Origin of the sequence: Enterobacter sp. SORGH_AS_0287 (assembly GCF_031453695.1) — a bacterium.
Classification (GTDB): domain Bacteria; phylum Pseudomonadota; class Gammaproteobacteria; order Enterobacterales; family Enterobacteriaceae; genus Enterobacter; species Enterobacter ludwigii.
Window position 1 is genome coordinate 4,037,530 of the sequence record NZ_JAVIZW010000001.1, and the last position, 16,876, is coordinate 4,054,405.

General features: G+C 52.3%; 14 protein-coding genes, 1 tRNA gene and 2 rRNA genes. 4 read left to right on the plus strand and 13 right to left on the minus strand.

The genetic code is table 11. The annotated features are described in order from the left end of the window. Positions 1–13: 13 nt before the first annotated feature. The 3 genes from rrf (QE396_RS19225) (at position 14) to rrf (QE396_RS19235) (ending at position 378) form a co-directional block, all read left to right on the plus strand. Positions 14–129, plus strand: a 5S ribosomal RNA gene (gene rrf, locus QE396_RS19225). 14 nt (positions 130–143) lie between these two features. Continuing rightward, positions 144–219: transfer RNA gene (locus QE396_RS19230), tRNA-Thr, on the plus strand. 43 nt (positions 220–262) lie between these two features. Beyond that, positions 263–378: ribosomal RNA gene (rrf, locus tag QE396_RS19235) — 5S ribosomal RNA — on the plus strand. 103 nt (positions 379–481) lie between these two features. Here rrf (QE396_RS19235) and QE396_RS19240 read toward each other — a convergent pair. From QE396_RS19240 to QE396_RS19270, 7 genes are all read right to left on the minus strand, one after another. Beyond that, entirely contained in the window at positions 482–1,240 is a 759-nt protein-coding gene (locus QE396_RS19240) for an amino acid ABC transporter ATP-binding protein (RefSeq protein ID WP_014171880.1), read from the minus strand. Positions 1,241–1,247: 7 nt separating this feature from the next. After that, positions 1,248–2,351 (minus strand): amino acid ABC transporter permease, encoded by a 1,104-nt coding sequence (locus QE396_RS19245; RefSeq protein ID WP_020883491.1) that lies wholly within the window; start codon positions 2,349–2,351, stop codon positions 1,248–1,250. Positions 2,352–2,360: 9 nt separating this feature from the next. Next, positions 2,361–3,542, minus strand: coding sequence for an amino acid ABC transporter permease (locus QE396_RS19250; RefSeq protein WP_014171878.1), 1,182 nt, complete (start codon positions 3,540–3,542; stop codon positions 2,361–2,363). Between the two features lie 67 nt (positions 3,543–3,609). Continuing rightward, positions 3,610–4,635, minus strand: coding sequence for an amino acid ABC transporter substrate-binding protein (locus tag QE396_RS19255; protein ID WP_020883493.1), 1,026 nt, complete (start codon positions 4,633–4,635; stop codon positions 3,610–3,612). A gap of 487 nt (positions 4,636–5,122) precedes the next feature. Further along, positions 5,123–5,344 (minus strand): lipoprotein, encoded by a 222-nt coding sequence (locus QE396_RS19260; protein WP_008502867.1) that lies wholly within the window; start codon positions 5,342–5,344, stop codon positions 5,123–5,125. Between the two features lie 303 nt (positions 5,345–5,647). After that, positions 5,648–8,761 carry an efflux RND transporter permease subunit gene (locus QE396_RS19265; RefSeq protein WP_020883494.1) on the minus strand — a complete coding sequence of 1,038 codons (3,114 nt, stop codon included), beginning with the start codon at positions 8,759–8,761 and terminating at the stop codon, positions 5,648–5,650. A gap of 11 nt (positions 8,762–8,772) precedes the next feature. Next, positions 8,773–9,912 carry an efflux RND transporter periplasmic adaptor subunit gene (locus QE396_RS19270; protein ID WP_309952140.1) on the minus strand — a complete coding sequence of 380 codons (1,140 nt, stop codon included), beginning with the start codon at positions 9,910–9,912 and terminating at the stop codon, positions 8,773–8,775. A gap of 383 nt (positions 9,913–10,295) precedes the next feature. Here QE396_RS19270 and envR point away from each other — a divergent pair, with 383 nt between their 5' ends. Continuing rightward, complete coding sequence (envR, locus tag QE396_RS19275; protein ID WP_020883496.1) at positions 10,296–11,015, plus strand: acrEF/envCD operon transcriptional regulator; 720 nt, start codon at positions 10,296–10,298, stop codon at positions 11,013–11,015. On the opposite strand, the gene QE396_RS19280 is transcribed toward envR, so the two are convergent. From QE396_RS19280 to prmA, 6 genes are all read right to left on the minus strand, one after another. Then, a complete protein-coding gene (locus QE396_RS19280) occupies positions 10,919–13,012 on the minus strand; it encodes a bifunctional diguanylate cyclase/phosphodiesterase (protein WP_020883497.1) in 2,094 nt (697 codons plus the stop codon). The genes envR and QE396_RS19280 overlap by 97 nt on opposite strands. Positions 13,013–13,151: 139 nt before the next feature. Beyond that, entirely contained in the window at positions 13,152–13,316 is a 165-nt protein-coding gene (locus QE396_RS19285) for a DUF2556 family protein (protein ID WP_020883498.1), read from the minus strand. Positions 13,317–13,496: 180 nt separating this feature from the next. Further along, entirely contained in the window at positions 13,497–13,793 is a 297-nt protein-coding gene (gene fis, locus QE396_RS19290) for a DNA-binding transcriptional regulator Fis (protein WP_000462905.1), read from the minus strand. Between the two features lie 23 nt (positions 13,794–13,816). Further along, positions 13,817–14,782 (minus strand): tRNA dihydrouridine synthase DusB, encoded by a 966-nt coding sequence (gene dusB / locus QE396_RS19295; RefSeq protein WP_014171871.1) that lies wholly within the window; start codon positions 14,780–14,782, stop codon positions 13,817–13,819. Between the two features lie 330 nt (positions 14,783–15,112). Then, complete coding sequence (locus QE396_RS19300) at positions 15,113–15,853, minus strand: carbonic anhydrase (protein ID WP_020883499.1); 741 nt, start codon at positions 15,851–15,853, stop codon at positions 15,113–15,115. A 137-nt stretch (positions 15,854–15,990) separates the two neighbouring features. Further along, the gene (prmA, locus tag QE396_RS19305; RefSeq protein WP_020883500.1) at positions 15,991–16,872 is read right to left on the minus strand and encodes a 50S ribosomal protein L11 methyltransferase; all 882 of its coding nucleotides are present in this window, start codon (positions 16,870–16,872) and stop codon (positions 15,991–15,993) included. Positions 16,873–16,876 lie beyond the last annotated feature (4 nt).

Sequence of the window (16,876 nt, forward strand, 5' to 3'; positions counted from 1 at the left end):
ATTACAGAATTTGCCTGGCGGCTTTAGCGCGGTGGTCCCACCTGACCCCATGCCGAACTCAGAAGTGAAACGCCGTAGCGCCGATGGTAGTGTGGGGTCTCCCCATGTGAGAGTAGGGAACTGCCAGGCATCAAATTTAGCGTGCTGATATGGCTCAGTTGGTAGAGCGCACCCTTGGTAAGGGTGAGGTCCCCAGTTCGACTCTGGGTATCAGCACCACTTTATACTTAGGTTAAAGTTCGGCAAGAAGTAAAAGAATTTGTCTGGCGGCTTTAGCGCGGTGGTCCCACCTGACCCCATGCCGAACTCAGAAGTGAAACGCCGTAGCGCCGATGGTAGTGTGGGGTCTCCCCATGTGAGAGTAGGGAACTGCCAGACATCAAACAAGTGAAGAGGCCATCCGAAAGGATGGCCTTTTTGCGTTATGTTTCCCGGAAAAAGTCAGACCCGGTAAGCGAAGCGCCACCGGGCTAAGACACGCTTAATGGATCACTTGTGACAGGAAAGCCCGCGTACGTTCAGATTTAGGATGTGCGAAGAACTCATCCGGCGGTGCCTGCTCAACGATTTCCCCACGATCCATAAAGATCACCCGATCGGCCACGGTTCTGGCAAACCCCATTTCGTGCGTCACACACAGCATGGTCATCCCGGACTGCGCCAGTCCAATCATGGTATCCAGTACCTCTTTCACCATTTCCGGATCCAGGGCGGATGTCGGTTCATCAAAAAGCATAATTTTCGGTTTCATACAGAGCGAACGGGCGATAGCCACGCGCTGCTGCTGACCGCCTGATATCTGGCCGGGAAATTTATTGGCGTGCTCTGCGATTCGTACCCGTTCCAGGTAGTGCATCGCCAGTGCTTCAGCCTCCTTTTTAGGCATCTTTCGTACCCAAATTGGCGCAAGCGTACAGTTCTGCAGAACGGTCAGATGGGGAAACAAGTTAAAGTGCTGAAACACCATTCCCACTTCCTGGCGCACCCGTTCGATGTTACGAATATCTTCATTCAGCTCGATGCCATCAACAACAATGCGCCCCTGCTGATGTTCTTCAAGGTGGTTAATACAGCGAATGGTCGTGGATTTTCCGGACCCGGAAGGGCCACAAAGAACGATCCGTTCTCCCTGCTTAACCTTGAGGTTAATGTCTTTCAAAACATGAAACTGCCCGTACCATTTATTCACGTTTTCCAGCGTAATCATCGCGTCGGCAGGTGTCATAGTAATCTGGCTCATAATTTCCTCAGTGCGGTGTACGCCCGGTGTTAAAGCGCTTTTCCAGATGCTGGCTATAGCGCGACATGCTAAAACAAAAGATCCAGTAGATCAGAGCAGCGAAGACATATCCCTCGGTGGACATACCCAGCCAGGCAGGGTCAACGGTCGCCTGTTGCACGCTGCTAAAGAGATCGAACAGCCCGATGATGATCACCAGGCTGGTATCTTTGAAGAGGGCAATGATGGTATTGACCAGGCCCGGGATAACCAGCTTGAGTGCTTGTGGCAATATCACCAGTCCCTGCGTTTTCCAGTAGCCAAGTGCCAGTGATTCCGCCGCTTCATACTGACCTTTAGGCAGAGCCTGCAGGCCCCCACGCACCACTTCCGCAACGTAAGCGGACTGGAAAAGGATGACCCCGACCAGGGCACGGATCAGTTTGTCTATCGTTGTCCCTTCTGCCATAAACAGCGGCAACATGACCGAAGACATAAACAGAACGGTGATAAGCGGTACGCCACGCCAGAATTCAATGAAAATAACGGAAAGCACACGTACGACAGGCATTTTTGAGCGCCGCCCAAGCGCGAGCAAAATACCCCATGGCAGTGCGCCGGCTATCCCAACGGACGCGATAATCAGCGTCAGCGTTAACCCACCCCACTGACGTGTTTCAACACGTTCCAGCCCCAGGAAGCCGCCATACAACAGCACCCAAACAATAATGGGATACACCACTGCCCAACAGGCAATATAACGGCCCAGATGAGGCAGTTTTTTCCAGAACATTACGGCGATGGAGAGCAGCCCGATGGCCAGTGCCAGATTAATCCGCCAGCGCTGTTCATGCGGATACAATCCATACATGAACTGGCCAAAACGCTCATGGATAAACACCCAGCAGGCCCCTGCTTTTGTGCAGTCTGCGCGAGTGGATCCCGACCAGTTAGCCTGTAAAAAAGCCCAGTTCAGCAGCGGTGGAATTAATTCCCACATAAGCCACAAACATACAATTGTCAGCAGGCTGTTACTCCAGCTGGAGAACAGATTCTTACGCGCCCAGAGAATAAAACGTCCGCCTGTCGAACCGGCAGGGCGCGAGGAGTGCGACAGTATCGCTTTTGTCATCATAGATCCTTAGCGCTCGACCAGTGCTATACGACGGTTATAGAGGTTCATCAGCAACGAAATCACCAGGCTGATGATCAGATAGACAGACATTGTGATGGCAATAGTTTCAATGGCTTGTCCAGTCTGGTTAAGCACGGTTCCGGCAAACAGCGACACCATATCGGGGTAGCCAATGGCGGCCGCCAGCGATGAGTTTTTGACAATATTGAGGTATTGACTGGTCAGCGGCGGAATGATGACCCGTAACGCTTGCGGAATAATGACCTGACGAAGCGTCACCGTATGGGGTAATCCCAGCGAGCGCGCCGCCTCGTGTTGCCCGTAAGGAACGGCCTGGATCCCCGCACGAATAATCTCGGCGATAAATGCAGAGGTATAAATCGAAAGCGCCAGCGTCAGGGCTGCCAGCTCAGGAATTAAAACCATTCCGCCCTGGAAGTTAAAGCCACGCAGCTGCGGAATATCCCAGTGAAGGGCGGCCCCAAACAGCCAGTGTGTCAGAAGTGGCAGACCAATGATAAGGATGGCGGCGGTTGGCCAGGTTTTACGAAGCTGCCCGGTTTTGAACTGATGCTTGCGGTTATAGCGGAACATGGCGGCTGAGAGAGCAAGCGCTATTACAAGGGCGGCAATGAAGGCATACAACCCTTCACCCGGCTGCGGAGAAGGAATATACAACCCGCGATTACTCAGGAAAAACAGATCAAGAGCGTCAATAGCCTGACGTGGCCCCGGCAGGTTGCGCAGCACGGCAAAATACCAGAAAAAGATCTGCAGCAGCGGCGGGATATTACGGAACGTCTCAATATAAAAAGTAGACAGTTTGCGCAGCAGCCAGTTTTCGGACAGACGTGCCAGACCAATAAAGAAGCCCAGTATGGAGGCAAAGACAATACAAAGTGCAGAGACCAGCAGCGTATTCAGTAAACCGACCACGAACACGCGTCCATACGTGTCGCCTTCCTGATAATCAATAAGGTGTTGAACAATGCCAAACCCCGCGCTGCGATCCAGAAAAGCAAAGCCGGAGGTAATACCGCGATTATTCAGGTTGGTTATAGTGTTATGGATGAGATACACGGCGATAAGAACAACCGCAATAATCGCAATAACCTGGAATAGCCAGGCGCGGACCGCGGGATGAGAAAAGGATAGCGATCCTTTTACGGCTGAGCGGCGATGGGACATAAAGAAACCTCGGTGACCATGACTCTGGGGCGGGCACTGCCTTAACAGTGCCCGTTACAGCAATGACTTAACGTACTGGTGGCGCGTACTGAATACCGCCGTTGTTCCAGAGATTGTTCTGGCCGCGTTTGATCTTCAGAGGGCTTTCCGATCCCACGTTGCGCTCAAAGATCTCAGCGTAGTTACCCACCTGTTTGATGATGTTGTAAGCCCACTTGTTATCCAGCTTCAGATCCTTCCCGAAATCGCCCTCTGTTCCCAGCAGATGAGCCATATCCGGCGTGGACGGTTTAGCGGCTTTCTCGTCGACGTTTTTCGAGTTGATGCCCATCTCTTCGGCATTCAGCATGGCAAACAGCGTCCAGCGAACAATGGAGAACCAGTCTTCATCGCCACGACGCACAACCGGTCCAAGAGGCTCCTTGGAGATCACTTCAGGCAGGACAATCCACTCCGCCGGGTTGCTCAGCTTAATACGCAAGGCGTACAGCTGTGACTGGTCAGAAGCCAGCGTGTCGCAACGACCGGATTCCAGCGCTTTGGCCGATTCATCGGAGCGATCGAATGTCACAGGGGTATATTTCATGTTATTTGCTTTGAAATAATCCGCGACGTTCAGCTCGGTATCGGTACCGGCCTGGATACAAACGGTCGCGCCATCCAGCTCTTTGGCGCTTTTCAGGCCCGCTTTATTGTGGGTCAGGAAACCGATACCGTCATAATAGGTCACGCCAGTAAATGCCATTCCCATGCCTGCATCACGGGAGGAGGTCCAGGTGGTATTACGGGAAAGCATGTCAACTTCGCCAGACTGTAATGCAGTAAAACGTTCTTTCGCCGTCAGCGGGGTATATTTTACTTTACTGTTGTCACCGAAAACGGCGGCGGCGACACCGCGGCAGACATCAACATCAATACCGGTAAATTTGCCGTTTGCATCGGCATAAGAGAAGCCAGGTAAACCGTCACTGATCCCACATTGAACAAACCCTTTCTTTTTAACGGCATCCAGTGTCGTACCCGCATGGGCCTGACCGGCTACAGCAAACAACATGCCCGCGGCGGCCAGGCTGGCTATCATCGTCTTTTTCATAATGCATCCTGTGTGGCGAAATTTATCGTTATAGAGGCGTTTTAAACGCTTTACCTGTCTGTGGCTTTGGCCAACGTTTATAAAGCAAACGTAATGCCAGGTTTTGCGCTCAACAAAATAGGTGACCAATGAACGCATAATGCTGAGTGTAGACAGGGTTAAATAAAGAGAGCGCCCCGAAACGGTGCGAAATTACAACCTGTGCCACAAATCGGAGCAAAACTTTCAGCGGCTATACCTTAAAAAGAAGAGATAGTTTCTGGGGTGAATATTGGCAGGGTATTAAATGTAATTAATATGTGAAAATCATCACGATAGAATATGTAATTTAACGCTGTGCATTAAAAATATGTGACTGTCCGCAGAATGAAATAAACAGTCTGGGTAAAGACGGGGCTATTTTTTTACTTATCTGAAAACGCTGCACTCTTTAAAAGCAAAAGCGCGGACAGAGCCGCGCTTTCTACACACATGATACGTTCTGATGTTACTTCGTCAGAGCAACGATACCCAGCGTCAAACCTGCCACTGCGGCAGCACCACCGGCGATAGCACCTGCTGTTTCCCAGTTGTCCTGAGTGGTGCCTTTCATACAGGTATTGGTATGAACCAGTCGGCCTTGATCGTCGTATACCGGTACACATGGAGAGTCGTGCGCGCATCCAGCAAGCAGCGCAGCGAGTAGTGCAACGGAAATGAATCTTTTCATGATGTTACCTCAGTATTATTTCTCATTCGCTATACAGCCAGGAGGGCTATTAACGAACTGGAGACTATTTTACCACCGGGATAAGGCAACGTTGCACGGGGAATAATCTCAAATTATGTTGTTTGTAAAAATCGTGGAGAAAAGTCGCTGTCAGGATGAATTAATGGAGAAAATATGAAGACGTAACGCGGCGTTTTTACTTAATGCAAATGGTTAACTATTAATGCTGTGAGTATGACATATCTAATTCATTGTTTATGCTAAAAATAAAAAAGGCACCTGAGGTGCCTTTTTTGAGAAACATTACTCTTTGTGTTTCGTAAACCGGCGCCGGACAACCACAAAGAAGACGGGCACGAAGAAAATGGCCAGAAGCGTTGCGGAAAGCATCCCTCCCATAACACCTGTCCCGACAGCATTTTGCGCGCCGCTCCCGGCTCCTCTGCTGATGACCAGTGGCATCACGCCAAGGATAAAGGCCAGCGACGTCATCAGGATCGGTCGAAGACGCATTCTGGATGCTTCCAGTGTGGCTTCAATGATCCCTTTACCTTCTTTATCCATCAGATCCTTAGCAAACTCGACGATCAGAATGGCGTTTTTCGCCGACAGACCAATCGTTGTCAGCAGGCCGACCTGGAAATAGACATCATTATTTAACCCGCGAATCGATGCGGCGAGAAGCGCGCCCGTGACACCCAGCGGCACAACCAGCATGACCGAGAAGGGAATAGACCAGCTTTCATAAAGCGCAGCCAGGCACAGGAACACCACAATCAGTGAAATGGCGTACAGGGCAGGTGCCTGGTTACCAGACAGTCGTTCCTGATAAGACATTCCCGTCCAGTCATGGCCGATACCGGAAGGCAGTTTTGCGGCGAGGTTCTCCATCAAGGCCATCGCCTCACCGGTACTTTTACCCGGCGCGGACTCACCGAGGATCTCCATCGAAGGCATTCCGTTGTAGCGCTCCAGGCGAGGCGAGCCATACACCCAGTGCGAGCTGCTAAAGGAGGAGAACGGCACCATTTCACCATTCGCGCTGCGCACGTAGAGGTTGTTGATGTCCCCTGGCAACATACGGAAGTGCGCGTCGGCCTGGACGTACACTTTTTTCACGCGTCCATGATCGATAAAGTCGTTCACATAGGTTCCCCCCAATGCCGTCGAGATCGTCTGGTTGACGTCAGAGAGGCTGACGCCCAGCGCCTGTGCCTTCTCCTGGTCGACATCCAGTTTGAACTGTGGGGTATCTTCCAGACCGTTAGGACGAACGCGAACCAGCAGATCGGGGTGCGCTTTCACCATGCCGAGCAGCTGATTACGCGCCTGAGTCAGTTGGGTATGCCCCAGGTTAGCTTGATCAATCAACTCAAAGTCAAAGCCCGTTGCGGTACCCAGCTCGATAATCGCAGGCAGGTTAAACGGGAACACGAGGCCATCTTTAATCTGACCGAAGGCCTTTGTCGCACGCCTTACGATCGCCTCAACGCTATTTTCTGCTCCGGGACGCGCTTCCCAGGGCTTTAGGCTAACGAACGCAATACCGGCGTTCTGACCCTGACCACTAAAGCTAAAGCCGTTCACGGTAAACACCGATTCGACGTTAGCCTTCTCGTTGTTGAGATAATAATTTTGAACCTGGTCAAGCACCTGCTGGGTACGCATCTGGGTGGCTCCGGCGGGGAGCTGGACCATAGTCATAAATACCCCCTGATCCTCTTCGGGCAGGAAGGAGGTGGGTAAGCGCAGGAACAGTACAGCCATACCACCGACGATGATGACGTATACCACCAGATAGCGCCCGGTCTTACGCAAAATGCCGCTTACGCTGTTGCTGTAATGCTCCACGCTCCGATCAAAGAGCGCATTAAACCAGCCGAAGAAGCCACCTTTCTTTTCGTGGTGATCGCTGGAAACGGGCTTAAGCAAGGTGGCGCACAGTGCCGGTGTCAGAATCAGAGCGACCAGCACTGACAGCGCCATAGCCGAGACAATGGTCAGCGAGAACTGACGATAGATGGCTCCCGTTGAACCGCCAAAAAAGGCCATGGGGATAAAGACCGCCGAGAGCACCATGGCGATACCCACCAGTGCGCCCTGTATCTGCCCCATCGACTTCTGCGTCGCCTCTTTTGGCGGCAGCTTGTCCTCAACCATGACGCGTTCGACGTTCTCAACCACCACGATGGCGTCATCAACCAGCAGGCCAATCGCCAGCACCATACCGAACATGGTCAGGGTGTTGATGGAGAAACCGAACGCCGCCAGGATCGCAAACGTACCCAACAGCACGACCGGCACCGCAATTGTCGGGATAAGCGTCGCCCGCAGGTTTTGCAGGAAAAGATACATCACCAGGAAGACGAGAATGATCGCTTCGAACAGCGTTTTCACCACTTCGTGGATAGAGATCTTCACAAAAGGCGTGGTGTCATAGGGGTAGACAACCTTCAGCCCCTGCGGGAAGAACTGCTGGAGCTGGGCCAGTTTGCTCTTGATGGCGGCGGCCGTGTCCAGTGCGTTTGCACCGGTAGCCAGCTTAATCCCCAGGCCGGTTGCCGCTTGCCCGTTGATTTTGGTGACCATATTGTAGTTTTCGCCACCCAGCTCAATGCGGGCCACATCTTTCAGATGAACCATGGAGCCGTCCTGGTTCACCTTTAGCGTCACGCGGCCAAACTCTTCCGGAGATTTCAGACGCGTTTGTGCAATGATCGAGGCGTTCAACTGCTGCCCCGGTACTGACGGCGTTCCGCCTAACTGGCCGGCCGCTATCTGATCGTTCTGCGTTTTCAGCTGATTAATCACATCCAGTGGCGTCAGCTGGTATTTGTTCATCGCGTTGCTGTCGAGCCAGATGCGCATCGCATACTGGGCACCAAACAGCTGCACATCACCAACTCCCGTGGTGCGGCTAATGGCATCTTTCACGTTAGACGCGACATAGTCAGAGATGTCATCCTGCGTGAGGTCTTTGTTATCGGAAACAAAGCCTGCGACCAGCAGGAAGCTGCTGCTGGACTTCTCAACACCGATCCCTTGCTGCTGGACCTCTTGGGGGAGCAGCGGCATGGCGAGCTGCAGTTTGTTCTGGACCTGTACCTGCGCAATGTCCGGGTCTGTTCCAGACTGGAAGGTCAGCGTGATGGTGACATTACCTGCGGAATCGCTGGTGGATGACATATACATCAGGTTATCGATACCGTTCATGTTCTGTTCGATAACCTGCGTTACGGTATCCTGCACAGTTTGCGCATCAGCACCCGGATACGTTGCGGTGATAGCCACGGCGGGAGGGGCAATGGTCGGATACTGCGCGATGGGCAGTTTGAGAATAGCCAGCCCGCCTGCAATCATCAAAATGATGGCAAGTACCCAGGCGAAAACCGGCCGTTGGATAAAGAAATTAGCCATGTCGTCGTCCCTTAACCGGCTGGAGTCGTGGTGGTATCAGGCGTCGCGACGACGGTAGCGCCCGGTCTGACTTTTTGTAAGCCGCTGACAATGACGCGGTCGCCATTTTTCAGCCCTTCCGTCACCAGCCAGCGATCGCCAATCGCCTGAGGGGCAACGACGGTACGTGACTCAACCTGGTTTTTATCGTTAACCACCAGAACGGATGCATCACCGCGCGGCGTGCGGGTCACGCCTTGTTGTGGGACCAGAATCGCATCAGGCTGTGTGCCTTCATCAATGCGGGCCCGGACAAACATGCCAGGCAACAGCAGGTGCTGTGGGTTTGGGAAAATCGCGCGCAAGGTGATAGAGCCGGTACTTTCGTCGACCGTGACATCCGAGAACTGCAGCGTACCTTTCAACGGGTAGGGCTGACCATTCTCCATCACCAGCTCAACGGTGCTGGTGGCCTCTCCTTTTTGCAGGCTCGTCTGCTTCAGACGCATAAAATCACTGCTGGACTGGGTGACGTCGACATACATCGGATCAAGCTGCTGAACCGTTGCCAGGGCTGCGGCTTGCCCGTTGGTCACCAGCGCGCCTTCGGTGACGCTGAATTTACCGATGCGACCCTCGACGGGAGACGTCACTTTGGTATAGGCAAGATTAATGCGCGCGCTTTCAACGCCTGCCTGTGCGGCAACGACGCTGGCATCTGCTTGCTGCGCTGTCGCCACGGCCTGGTCGTATTCCTGCTTGCTGACATACTGCGTGCCAACCAGCGTGAGATAACGTTTTACCGTCAGGTGCGCAATGTTAGCCGCCGCCTGGGCCTTCGCGAGTTCACCTTTCGCGTTGTCATACGCGGCCTGATAGGTGGCAGGATCGATCTGATAAAGTGACTCGCCGGCTTTTACATCACTTCCCTCTGTGAAGTTACGACGCAATATGATGCCGCTCACCTGAGGACGAACCTCCGCAACGCGAAAGGCATCTGTTCTGCCCGGGAGTTCGGTGGTGATAGCCAGAGGGGCGCTTTTCACTATATGCACGCTGACCTGAGGCGCCTGCGGATGTGGTGGTTGGTTTTCCTGACCATCGCATCCAGTGAGCAGTACCGCGCAGACAATAAAACCGGATAAGGGCAAACGTCTGAAATAATTCGTCATTACTGTTCCTTTAAATACCCATGAACCGATATTTGCCGTGAATCGGTAGCAGGGCAGAGGGATAAAAATAAAATGTAGGGCGTATAATAATGAGGGTAATTAATGTTTTTTAATTTATAAGTGCGAATGAACAGGCCTTAAGGCAAAAATCAGAATCAAACCTGGTGTTAGCGAGGATATAGTTCTGGCTGGTTAATCAGATAAATGGCATTTAACGTGGCTCAATTATTCATCTCATGAATTTAATTATATCTATGCATTTGTCTAAATTATTAATTAAGCGATTTGACTTTTTTTGTGCAAAATTAAAACGCAAAGTAGTGAATACTTTCGTGTATCTGACCCGTGTAAATATAAACCTTGTGAGTAACGAGTAGTCGTCTATGGCGCGTAAAAAGAAAGAAGAGGCTCAACAAACCCGTCAGCAGCTGATTGAAGCGGCTATCGGGCAGTTTGCGACGCGGGGCGTGGCGAACACGACGCTGACGGATATCGCGGATGCAGCAAATGTTACACGGGGTGCCATCTATTGGCATTTTACCAGTAAATCAGAAATATTTAATGCCATCTGGGAACAGCAATTACCGTTTCGTGACATCATTCGTGACAGACTTTCTCTTTCTGCGGGCAGCGATCCGTTGTTAATGCTTCGTGAGCAATTTATTGCTGCGTTGCAATATATTGCACATGAGCCTCGGCAATGCGCTCTTTTGCAAATTTTGTATCATAAGTGTGAATTTAATAGCGATATGATTTCAGAGTGTGAAATCAGAAAACGTATTGGTTTTAATTATGAGTCTTTACGTGCCACGTTGCAGGACTGTATTTCGCGGAACCTCATTTCGTCACAGGTAAATGTTGATCTGACCCTGATTGTTTTCCACGGTTTTTTCAGCGGAATCATTAAAAACTGGTTAATGAATAACAGCAGCTTTAATCTTTATCAGCAGGCTCCTGCGCTGGTCGATAGCATTCTGGCGACACTCCCTGTCGTGCGGGTGTCGCCTCATGAGGATGATTTTAGCTCAGCGCCAGGTAACATTTCCCCTTGCGCGCAGAGCGTTTCGATGGTCTGTGCACTGACCGGTTTGCCCAACAGATAGCCCTGAAGCGTGTTGCAGCCCAGCGCCGTCAAAAAGGTTTGCTGTGCTTCGGTTTCCACTCCTTCCGCCACGACTTTCAGATTTAGCGTTTTTGCCAGGGCCACGATCGCTGAGACAATGGTGGCGTCTTCGCTTTCACCGCTTAACTCTTTCACGAACGCTCTGTCGATTTTCAACTCACAGGCCGGCAGGCGCTTGAGATAAAGCAGGCTGGAATAACCGGTACCAAAATCATCAATGGACGCTTTCACGCCTGCGTCCGTCAGCTCTGTCAGCACGCGCACACTCTCATCCGGGTTGCTCATCGCCGTGGTTTCCGTCACTTCAAGGATCAGCATCTCCGGCGGTACGTTGTGACGCGTCAGGCAGTCGAGCACCGTTTTAACCAGTGAAGGTTGTTCAAACTGCAGTGTCGACAGGTTCACCGCCATCGACCAGTTTTGATGACCCTGAAGGTGCCACTCCCGCAACTGACGGCAGGCCTCATTAAGCACCCAGTTACCAATCGGGATGATCAGCCCCGTTTTTTCCGCCAGCGGCAGGAACAGGTCTGGCGTCAGTAATCCCTGCTTCGGGTGTTGCCAGCGCAATAGCGCCTCGAACCCAAGGACAGGACCCGCCGGTGCGTGGAATTTTGGCTGATAAAGCAGGCGCAGTTCATTACGATCGATAGCCAGCCACAGATCGTTCATCAACTGGAGATGGGTCTGCGCCAGGGTGTTCATGGAGGGCTGGAAAAAGTGATAACCGTTTCGGCCCATGTGCTTCGTGTGGTACATCGCCGCATCGGCGTTAAACATCAGCTCGCGCTCGGTTTTACCGTCGTGGGGATAGAGCGCGATACCAATGCTAAGGGTTACCACCAGTTCATAGGGATCCAGATTGAATGGGCTATCGATAGCGCGAACCAGCGAGTTGGCCAGCGAGGCCGCATCATCCGGACCTTCTCCTTCTGCCAGCAGAACAAACTCATCACCACCGATACGGGCAAGGGTGAACTGACCCTTCAGGGGCGTGAGCAGGCGCTGCGTCACGGCGACAAGCAGTCTGTCACCGACATCATGGCCGTACGCATCGTTGATGGTTTTAAACCCGTCGAGATCCATGAACATCAGTGCAAAATGGGTGCCTTCACGGTCAGCTTTGCTGATGGCCTGATCGAGTCGGTCCTCCAGCAAAACACGGTTCGGCAGACGCGTCAGCGTATCCTGCAAAGCCAGTTGAGCGAGTTCGCGGTTCGCTTCTGCAAGGGATGAGGCCAGAAGAGAGGTCCGTGCCTGAAGGCGGGCATCCAGCATCGAGACCAGCAGCGTGATCCCCAGTATGGCGAGTGCGACGACGCTGACCAGTACTGCCAGCCAGCTGCCGTTAATACCTTCATGGTGTGTCATGGTCGACATTGGGAACTGAGCGGCTTTCATCCCGGCATAGTGCATACCGGCAATGGCGATCCCCATCGTAACGGCGGCGGCAAGACGCATCAGAGACACCTGAGACGCTTCATGCCGCAAGCGGAACGTCAGCCATAATGCGGCGAGCGAAGCCGCAAGCGCAATGACAACCGAAATGGCCACCCATGTTTTGTCCCAGATAATACCGGGAGAGACTTCCAGCGCCGCCATGCCGGTGTAATGCATCGCCACAATGCCGCACCCCATCACTAACGCACCGGGCAGCAGACGGCGCAAACGTAACTGCTCACAGCTTACGAGCCACAGCGCAAACAGTGACGAGCCCACGGCGATAACCATGGATAGCACCGTCAGGGTTGCGTTGTAGCGCATGCTCATGGAGAGGTCCATCGCCAGCATGCCGATAAAATGCATGGCCCACACGCCAATCCCCATGGCAATACCGCCGCCGGCCAGCCAGACGCGCGCAGCTACGCCCTGACTCCCGGCAACACGAGCAGCCATATTCAGCGCGGTATAGGCAGCAAGGATAGCAACAACAAAGGAGAGGACGACGAGGATATGGTTGTATTGGCTAACCAGCATGATCGGTTCTACTCGAGTGTGAGGTTACGCAGGCGCGGTTGAGAAGGGCGAGACATTATCATCGTAAGGTAACGGCTCAAAGGGATTTAAATCCCCGTTTTTAGTGGGTCATAACAGTGAGTTTAGCGACGTCAGGCGGTTAGTCGAGTTCTGAGCAGTTCACTAATTTTAGCGGATTTACGGAATTCATATTGCGACACTTATCGGCTTCAGTGCTCATCAGTTCAATCCACTGCATCAGGAGCGCATCGAAGAGGAAAACCGAGACAGCAAATACAACCAGCCACCAGTATTTACGAATCATGCGTATCGTTCCGGGCGAAGAGGTTCAGTGAGGTGGTGGAAATATACACGAAAAGTCGCGGTTTAAAAGGGGGATAAACGAAGGTTTACACAGCCTTGACGGTGACAGGCACGGGCAATAAAAAAGGCGCATCCCCATGCCAGGTAGCGCCTTTTTAAACAAGCATTTCGCTAATCGAAATTAGTTCATGCCGTATTTTTTCAGTTTCTTACGCAGTGTACCACGGTTGATACCCATCATCAGGGCAGCGCGGGTTTGGTTACCGCGGGTGTATTGCATCACCATGTCCAACAGTGGCTGTTCAACTTCAGCCAGTACCAGCTCATACAGGTCATTAACATCCTGACCGTTCAGTTGAGCAAAATAGTTCTTCAGTGCCTGTTTAACCGAGTCACGCAGGGGCTTTTGAGTTACCTGATCCTGAGAGTTAACGGTAGAAACGGTCAGTACGTCAGAATTTACGCGTTGTTCGAACATAGTTCTGTCAGCTCTTTATTTCATTACGCAAGATTTTCGAAGTATGCCTCCAACGCCTCCAGCTGTACGCTGGCATCCTCTATGGCGTTGAATGTGCGCCGAAACTGGTCATTTGGAGCGTGCTCCTGGAGATACCAGGATACGTGTTTACGCGCAATTCGGTACCCTTTTGCCTGACCATAAAAGTCATGCAATTCCCGAACATGCGAACAAAGCAAGCGCTTTACCTCTGCCAGTGGCAGTGGGGCAAGCAACTCCCCAGTGTCCAGATAATGCTGGATTTCCCGAAAGATCCAGGGTCTTCCCTGAGCGGCACGTCCTATCATCAGAGCATCAGCTCCCGTATAGTCGAGCACAGCTCTGGCTTTAAGCGGGTCAGTAATGTCACCATTCGCGATAACCGGAATGGAAACTTTCTGCTTAACTGCCCGAATGCTGTCGTATTCAGCTTCACCATTGAACAAACAGGCGCGAGTGCGTCCATGGATGGTCAGGGCCTGAATGCCACAGTCTTCGGCCAGTTGGGCAATCTCTACACAGTTACGGTGTTCCGGCGACCAACCCGTGCGAATCTTCAACGTAACAGGAACGTCCACTGCGCTGACAACCGCGGTCAGGATAGACTTCACCTGGTCGGGGTATTGCAGAAGGGCTGAACCTGCAAGCTTGCGATTCACTTTCTTGGCCGGGCAACCCATATTGATATCAATAATCTGGGCGCCACTTTCCACGTTAATCCGCGCGGCATCTGCCATCTCTTCAGGCACGCTTCCGGCAATTTGCACGGTGCGAATACCTGGTTCATCAACGTGCACCATCCGAAGGCGGGACTTATCGCTTTCCCACACTTGTGGGTTAGACGACATCATCTCGGAAACGGTTAAACCTGCCCCCATCTCATAGCACAGCGTCCTGAACGGCCGGTCGGTAATACCTGCCATTGGGGCTGCGATCAGGCGATTTCTGAGCTGGTAGTGTCCGATGCGCATGAGTTAAGAAATGACCATACTGTGACTGCAAGGCGGCGTATATTACGCATTTTTTGCACGAGATGAAAGGCCAAACTTTGAACAATCCACTGTTGTAGATCAAGGAATCGCCGCTCTGTCCTTCAGGTAAAAATTATAAACCTGTTAAATCATAAAGTTATGATGGAATGATTATTTTATAGCCGCTTACAATTTCCCGTAACTTCTCATCATTTCTGAATAAATGCATCACTTGAGCGGGATAATCTGCTGTTTTTAGCAGCAGATTATCCCGCTTGTTTGCGATCTGAGTCGCATTTTAGAACATGATCTGCATGCGAAAAATGCGCATTATTCGACGACTACGCGACCATGAAGGGGTTGTACCGGGCGGTTATTTTCGTGGTGCATCGTGTGGGAGAATTTCTCAAGCTGCTCTGCAGAGACGGTCAGCGGGTGCTTCAGTACAATCCAGGTTACCCCCTCTGAGCACGGCGGTGTGGTCAGCGAGCCGCTAAAGCGCCAGTACGTTTTATCTTTTGGAATCAGCTTGTTCAGATTGAGATCCTGCTTAATGGAGACGTTCTGTTCGGCCTGCTCAGGCATGACGCTCCACAGCTTATTCAGTTCCGGGTTTGCGGCCCCTTTATCGAACATGACCGCCACTACCGCCAGCTCACCGGCCGCGTTTTTGTGCACCAGATGCATTTCCATCGCAAATTTCTTGCCATGCACGGTGTTTTCGCTCGGCGCGTGGAAATGGAACTGTTGCAGGGTCCAGGTTTGCTTATCGAGGGTAAGGGTATCGCGGGTTTCCGGCTTTTCACTTGCCTGAATGGTGTGGCCGTTGTTCGTCAGCGTCACAGGGCCATCAATGTAATGCGTTTGCAGCGGGGAGAGGTGCGCGTTCGCAGTGGATTCAATGTTGATGGGGGACTGATTCATCCCGCTTTGACAGGTTTTATAAGCCTCGTCCAGTTCGCCCCAGTGTTCCGGTGCGCCTTCGCCTTCGTAGCTCCAGTGTGATGCGCAGGCTGAAGCCGAGATAATGCTCAGCGCAAAGAGCGCTGCCTTGCCAGTAAAGTGGGTCATAGTATTCTTCCGGTGAATTATTGTGGTTCAAACCATTTTTATCAATATGATTTGTGTGGGTATTTTACCGGAGAAGGGCACGGGAAGAGAGGATTATCGGAGGAAGAGAGGCGTGGTCAGATGACCACGCCAATGGCTTACTTTTTACGGCCCGTAATACGACACCACTCTTCTTTTTCGACCACCGGATCGAGGGCGAAAAGATCGGCGTAGGCTTCGCAAACGCTGTCAGCCTGGCTTGCCAGGATCCCGGAAAGCCCCAGCAGACCGCCGTCAACGGGCAGTACGCTGATTAACGGGGCCAGTTCGCGTAATGGGCCGGCCAGAATGTTCGCCACCACCACATCGGCTTTCATGGCTTCTGGCTGCGCATCCGGCAGATACAGTTCAAGACGGTCAGAAACGCCGTTGCGTTCAGCGTTATCACGGCTGGCCTGAATAGCCTGTGGATCGATATCGATCCCAATGGCTTTGGCCGCGCCCAGTTTCAGCGCCGCGATAGCGAGGATCCCGGATCCGCATCCGAAGTCGATCACCGTCTTGCCGTCCAGATCCAGACTGTCCAGCCACTGCAGGCACAGAGAAGTCGTCGGGTGAGTACCGGTCCCAAATGCCAGGCCCGGATCCAGCATCACGTTTACCGCGTTTTCATCCGGAACGTCACGCCAGCTCGGGCAGATCCACAGACGTTTACCGAACTGCATCGGGTGGAAGTTATCCATCCACTCGCGTTCCCAGTCTTTGTCTTCCAGCTGTTCGATTTTGTGTGCAAAACCCGCACCCAGCAGCGGATGATTTTCCAGGATCGCGACAACCTCTTTCATGTCAGTTTCTGCATCAAACAGGCCAATAACGTCGGTATCACCCCACAGGCGGGTTTCGCCCGGCAGTGGCTCAAACACCGGCGTGTCATGCGTGTCCTGGAAGGTGATGGAGACCGAACCGACTTCCATCAGCGCATCGCTTAGCTCTTCGGCGTTAGCGCCGGTTGTATTCAGTTTTAGTTGGATCCACGGCATGGCA

Coding starts and splice junctions, on each gene's coding strand:
- QE396_RS19255 (WP_020883493.1), bottom strand. CDS start 4,635: ATGAAAAAGACGATGATAGCCAGCCTGGCCGCCGCGGGCATGTTGTTT.
- QE396_RS19300 (WP_020883499.1), bottom strand. CDS start 15,853: ATGACCCACTTTACTGGCAAGGCAGCGCTCTTTGCGCTGAGCATTATC.
- fis (WP_000462905.1), bottom strand. CDS start 13,793: ATGTTCGAACAACGCGTAAATTCTGACGTACTGACCGTTTCTACCGTT.
- QE396_RS19270 (WP_309952140.1), bottom strand. CDS start 9,912: ATGACGAATTATTTCAGACGTTTGCCCTTATCCGGTTTTATTGTCTGC.
- QE396_RS19265 (WP_020883494.1), bottom strand. CDS start 8,761: ATGGCTAATTTCTTTATCCAACGGCCGGTTTTCGCCTGGGTACTTGCC.
- QE396_RS19240 (WP_014171880.1), bottom strand. CDS start 1,240: ATGAGCCAGATTACTATGACACCTGCCGACGCGATGATTACGCTGGAA.
- envR (WP_020883496.1), top strand. CDS start 10,296: ATGGCGCGTAAAAAGAAAGAAGAGGCTCAACAAACCCGTCAGCAGCTG.
- QE396_RS19245 (WP_020883491.1), bottom strand. CDS start 2,351: ATGACAAAAGCGATACTGTCGCACTCCTCGCGCCCTGCCGGTTCGACA.
- prmA (WP_020883500.1), bottom strand. CDS start 16,872: ATGCCGTGGATCCAACTAAAACTGAATACAACCGGCGCTAACGCCGAA.
- dusB (WP_014171871.1), bottom strand. CDS start 14,782: ATGCGCATCGGACACTACCAGCTCAGAAATCGCCTGATCGCAGCCCCA.
- QE396_RS19285 (WP_020883498.1), bottom strand. CDS start 13,316: ATGATTCGTAAATACTGGTGGCTGGTTGTATTTGCTGTCTCGGTTTTC.
- QE396_RS19280 (WP_020883497.1), bottom strand. CDS start 13,012: ATGCTGGTTAGCCAATACAACCATATCCTCGTCGTCCTCTCCTTTGTT.
- QE396_RS19260 (WP_008502867.1), bottom strand. CDS start 5,344: ATGAAAAGATTCATTTCCGTTGCACTACTCGCTGCGCTGCTTGCTGGA.
- QE396_RS19250 (WP_014171878.1), bottom strand. CDS start 3,542: ATGTCCCATCGCCGCTCAGCCGTAAAAGGATCGCTATCCTTTTCTCAT.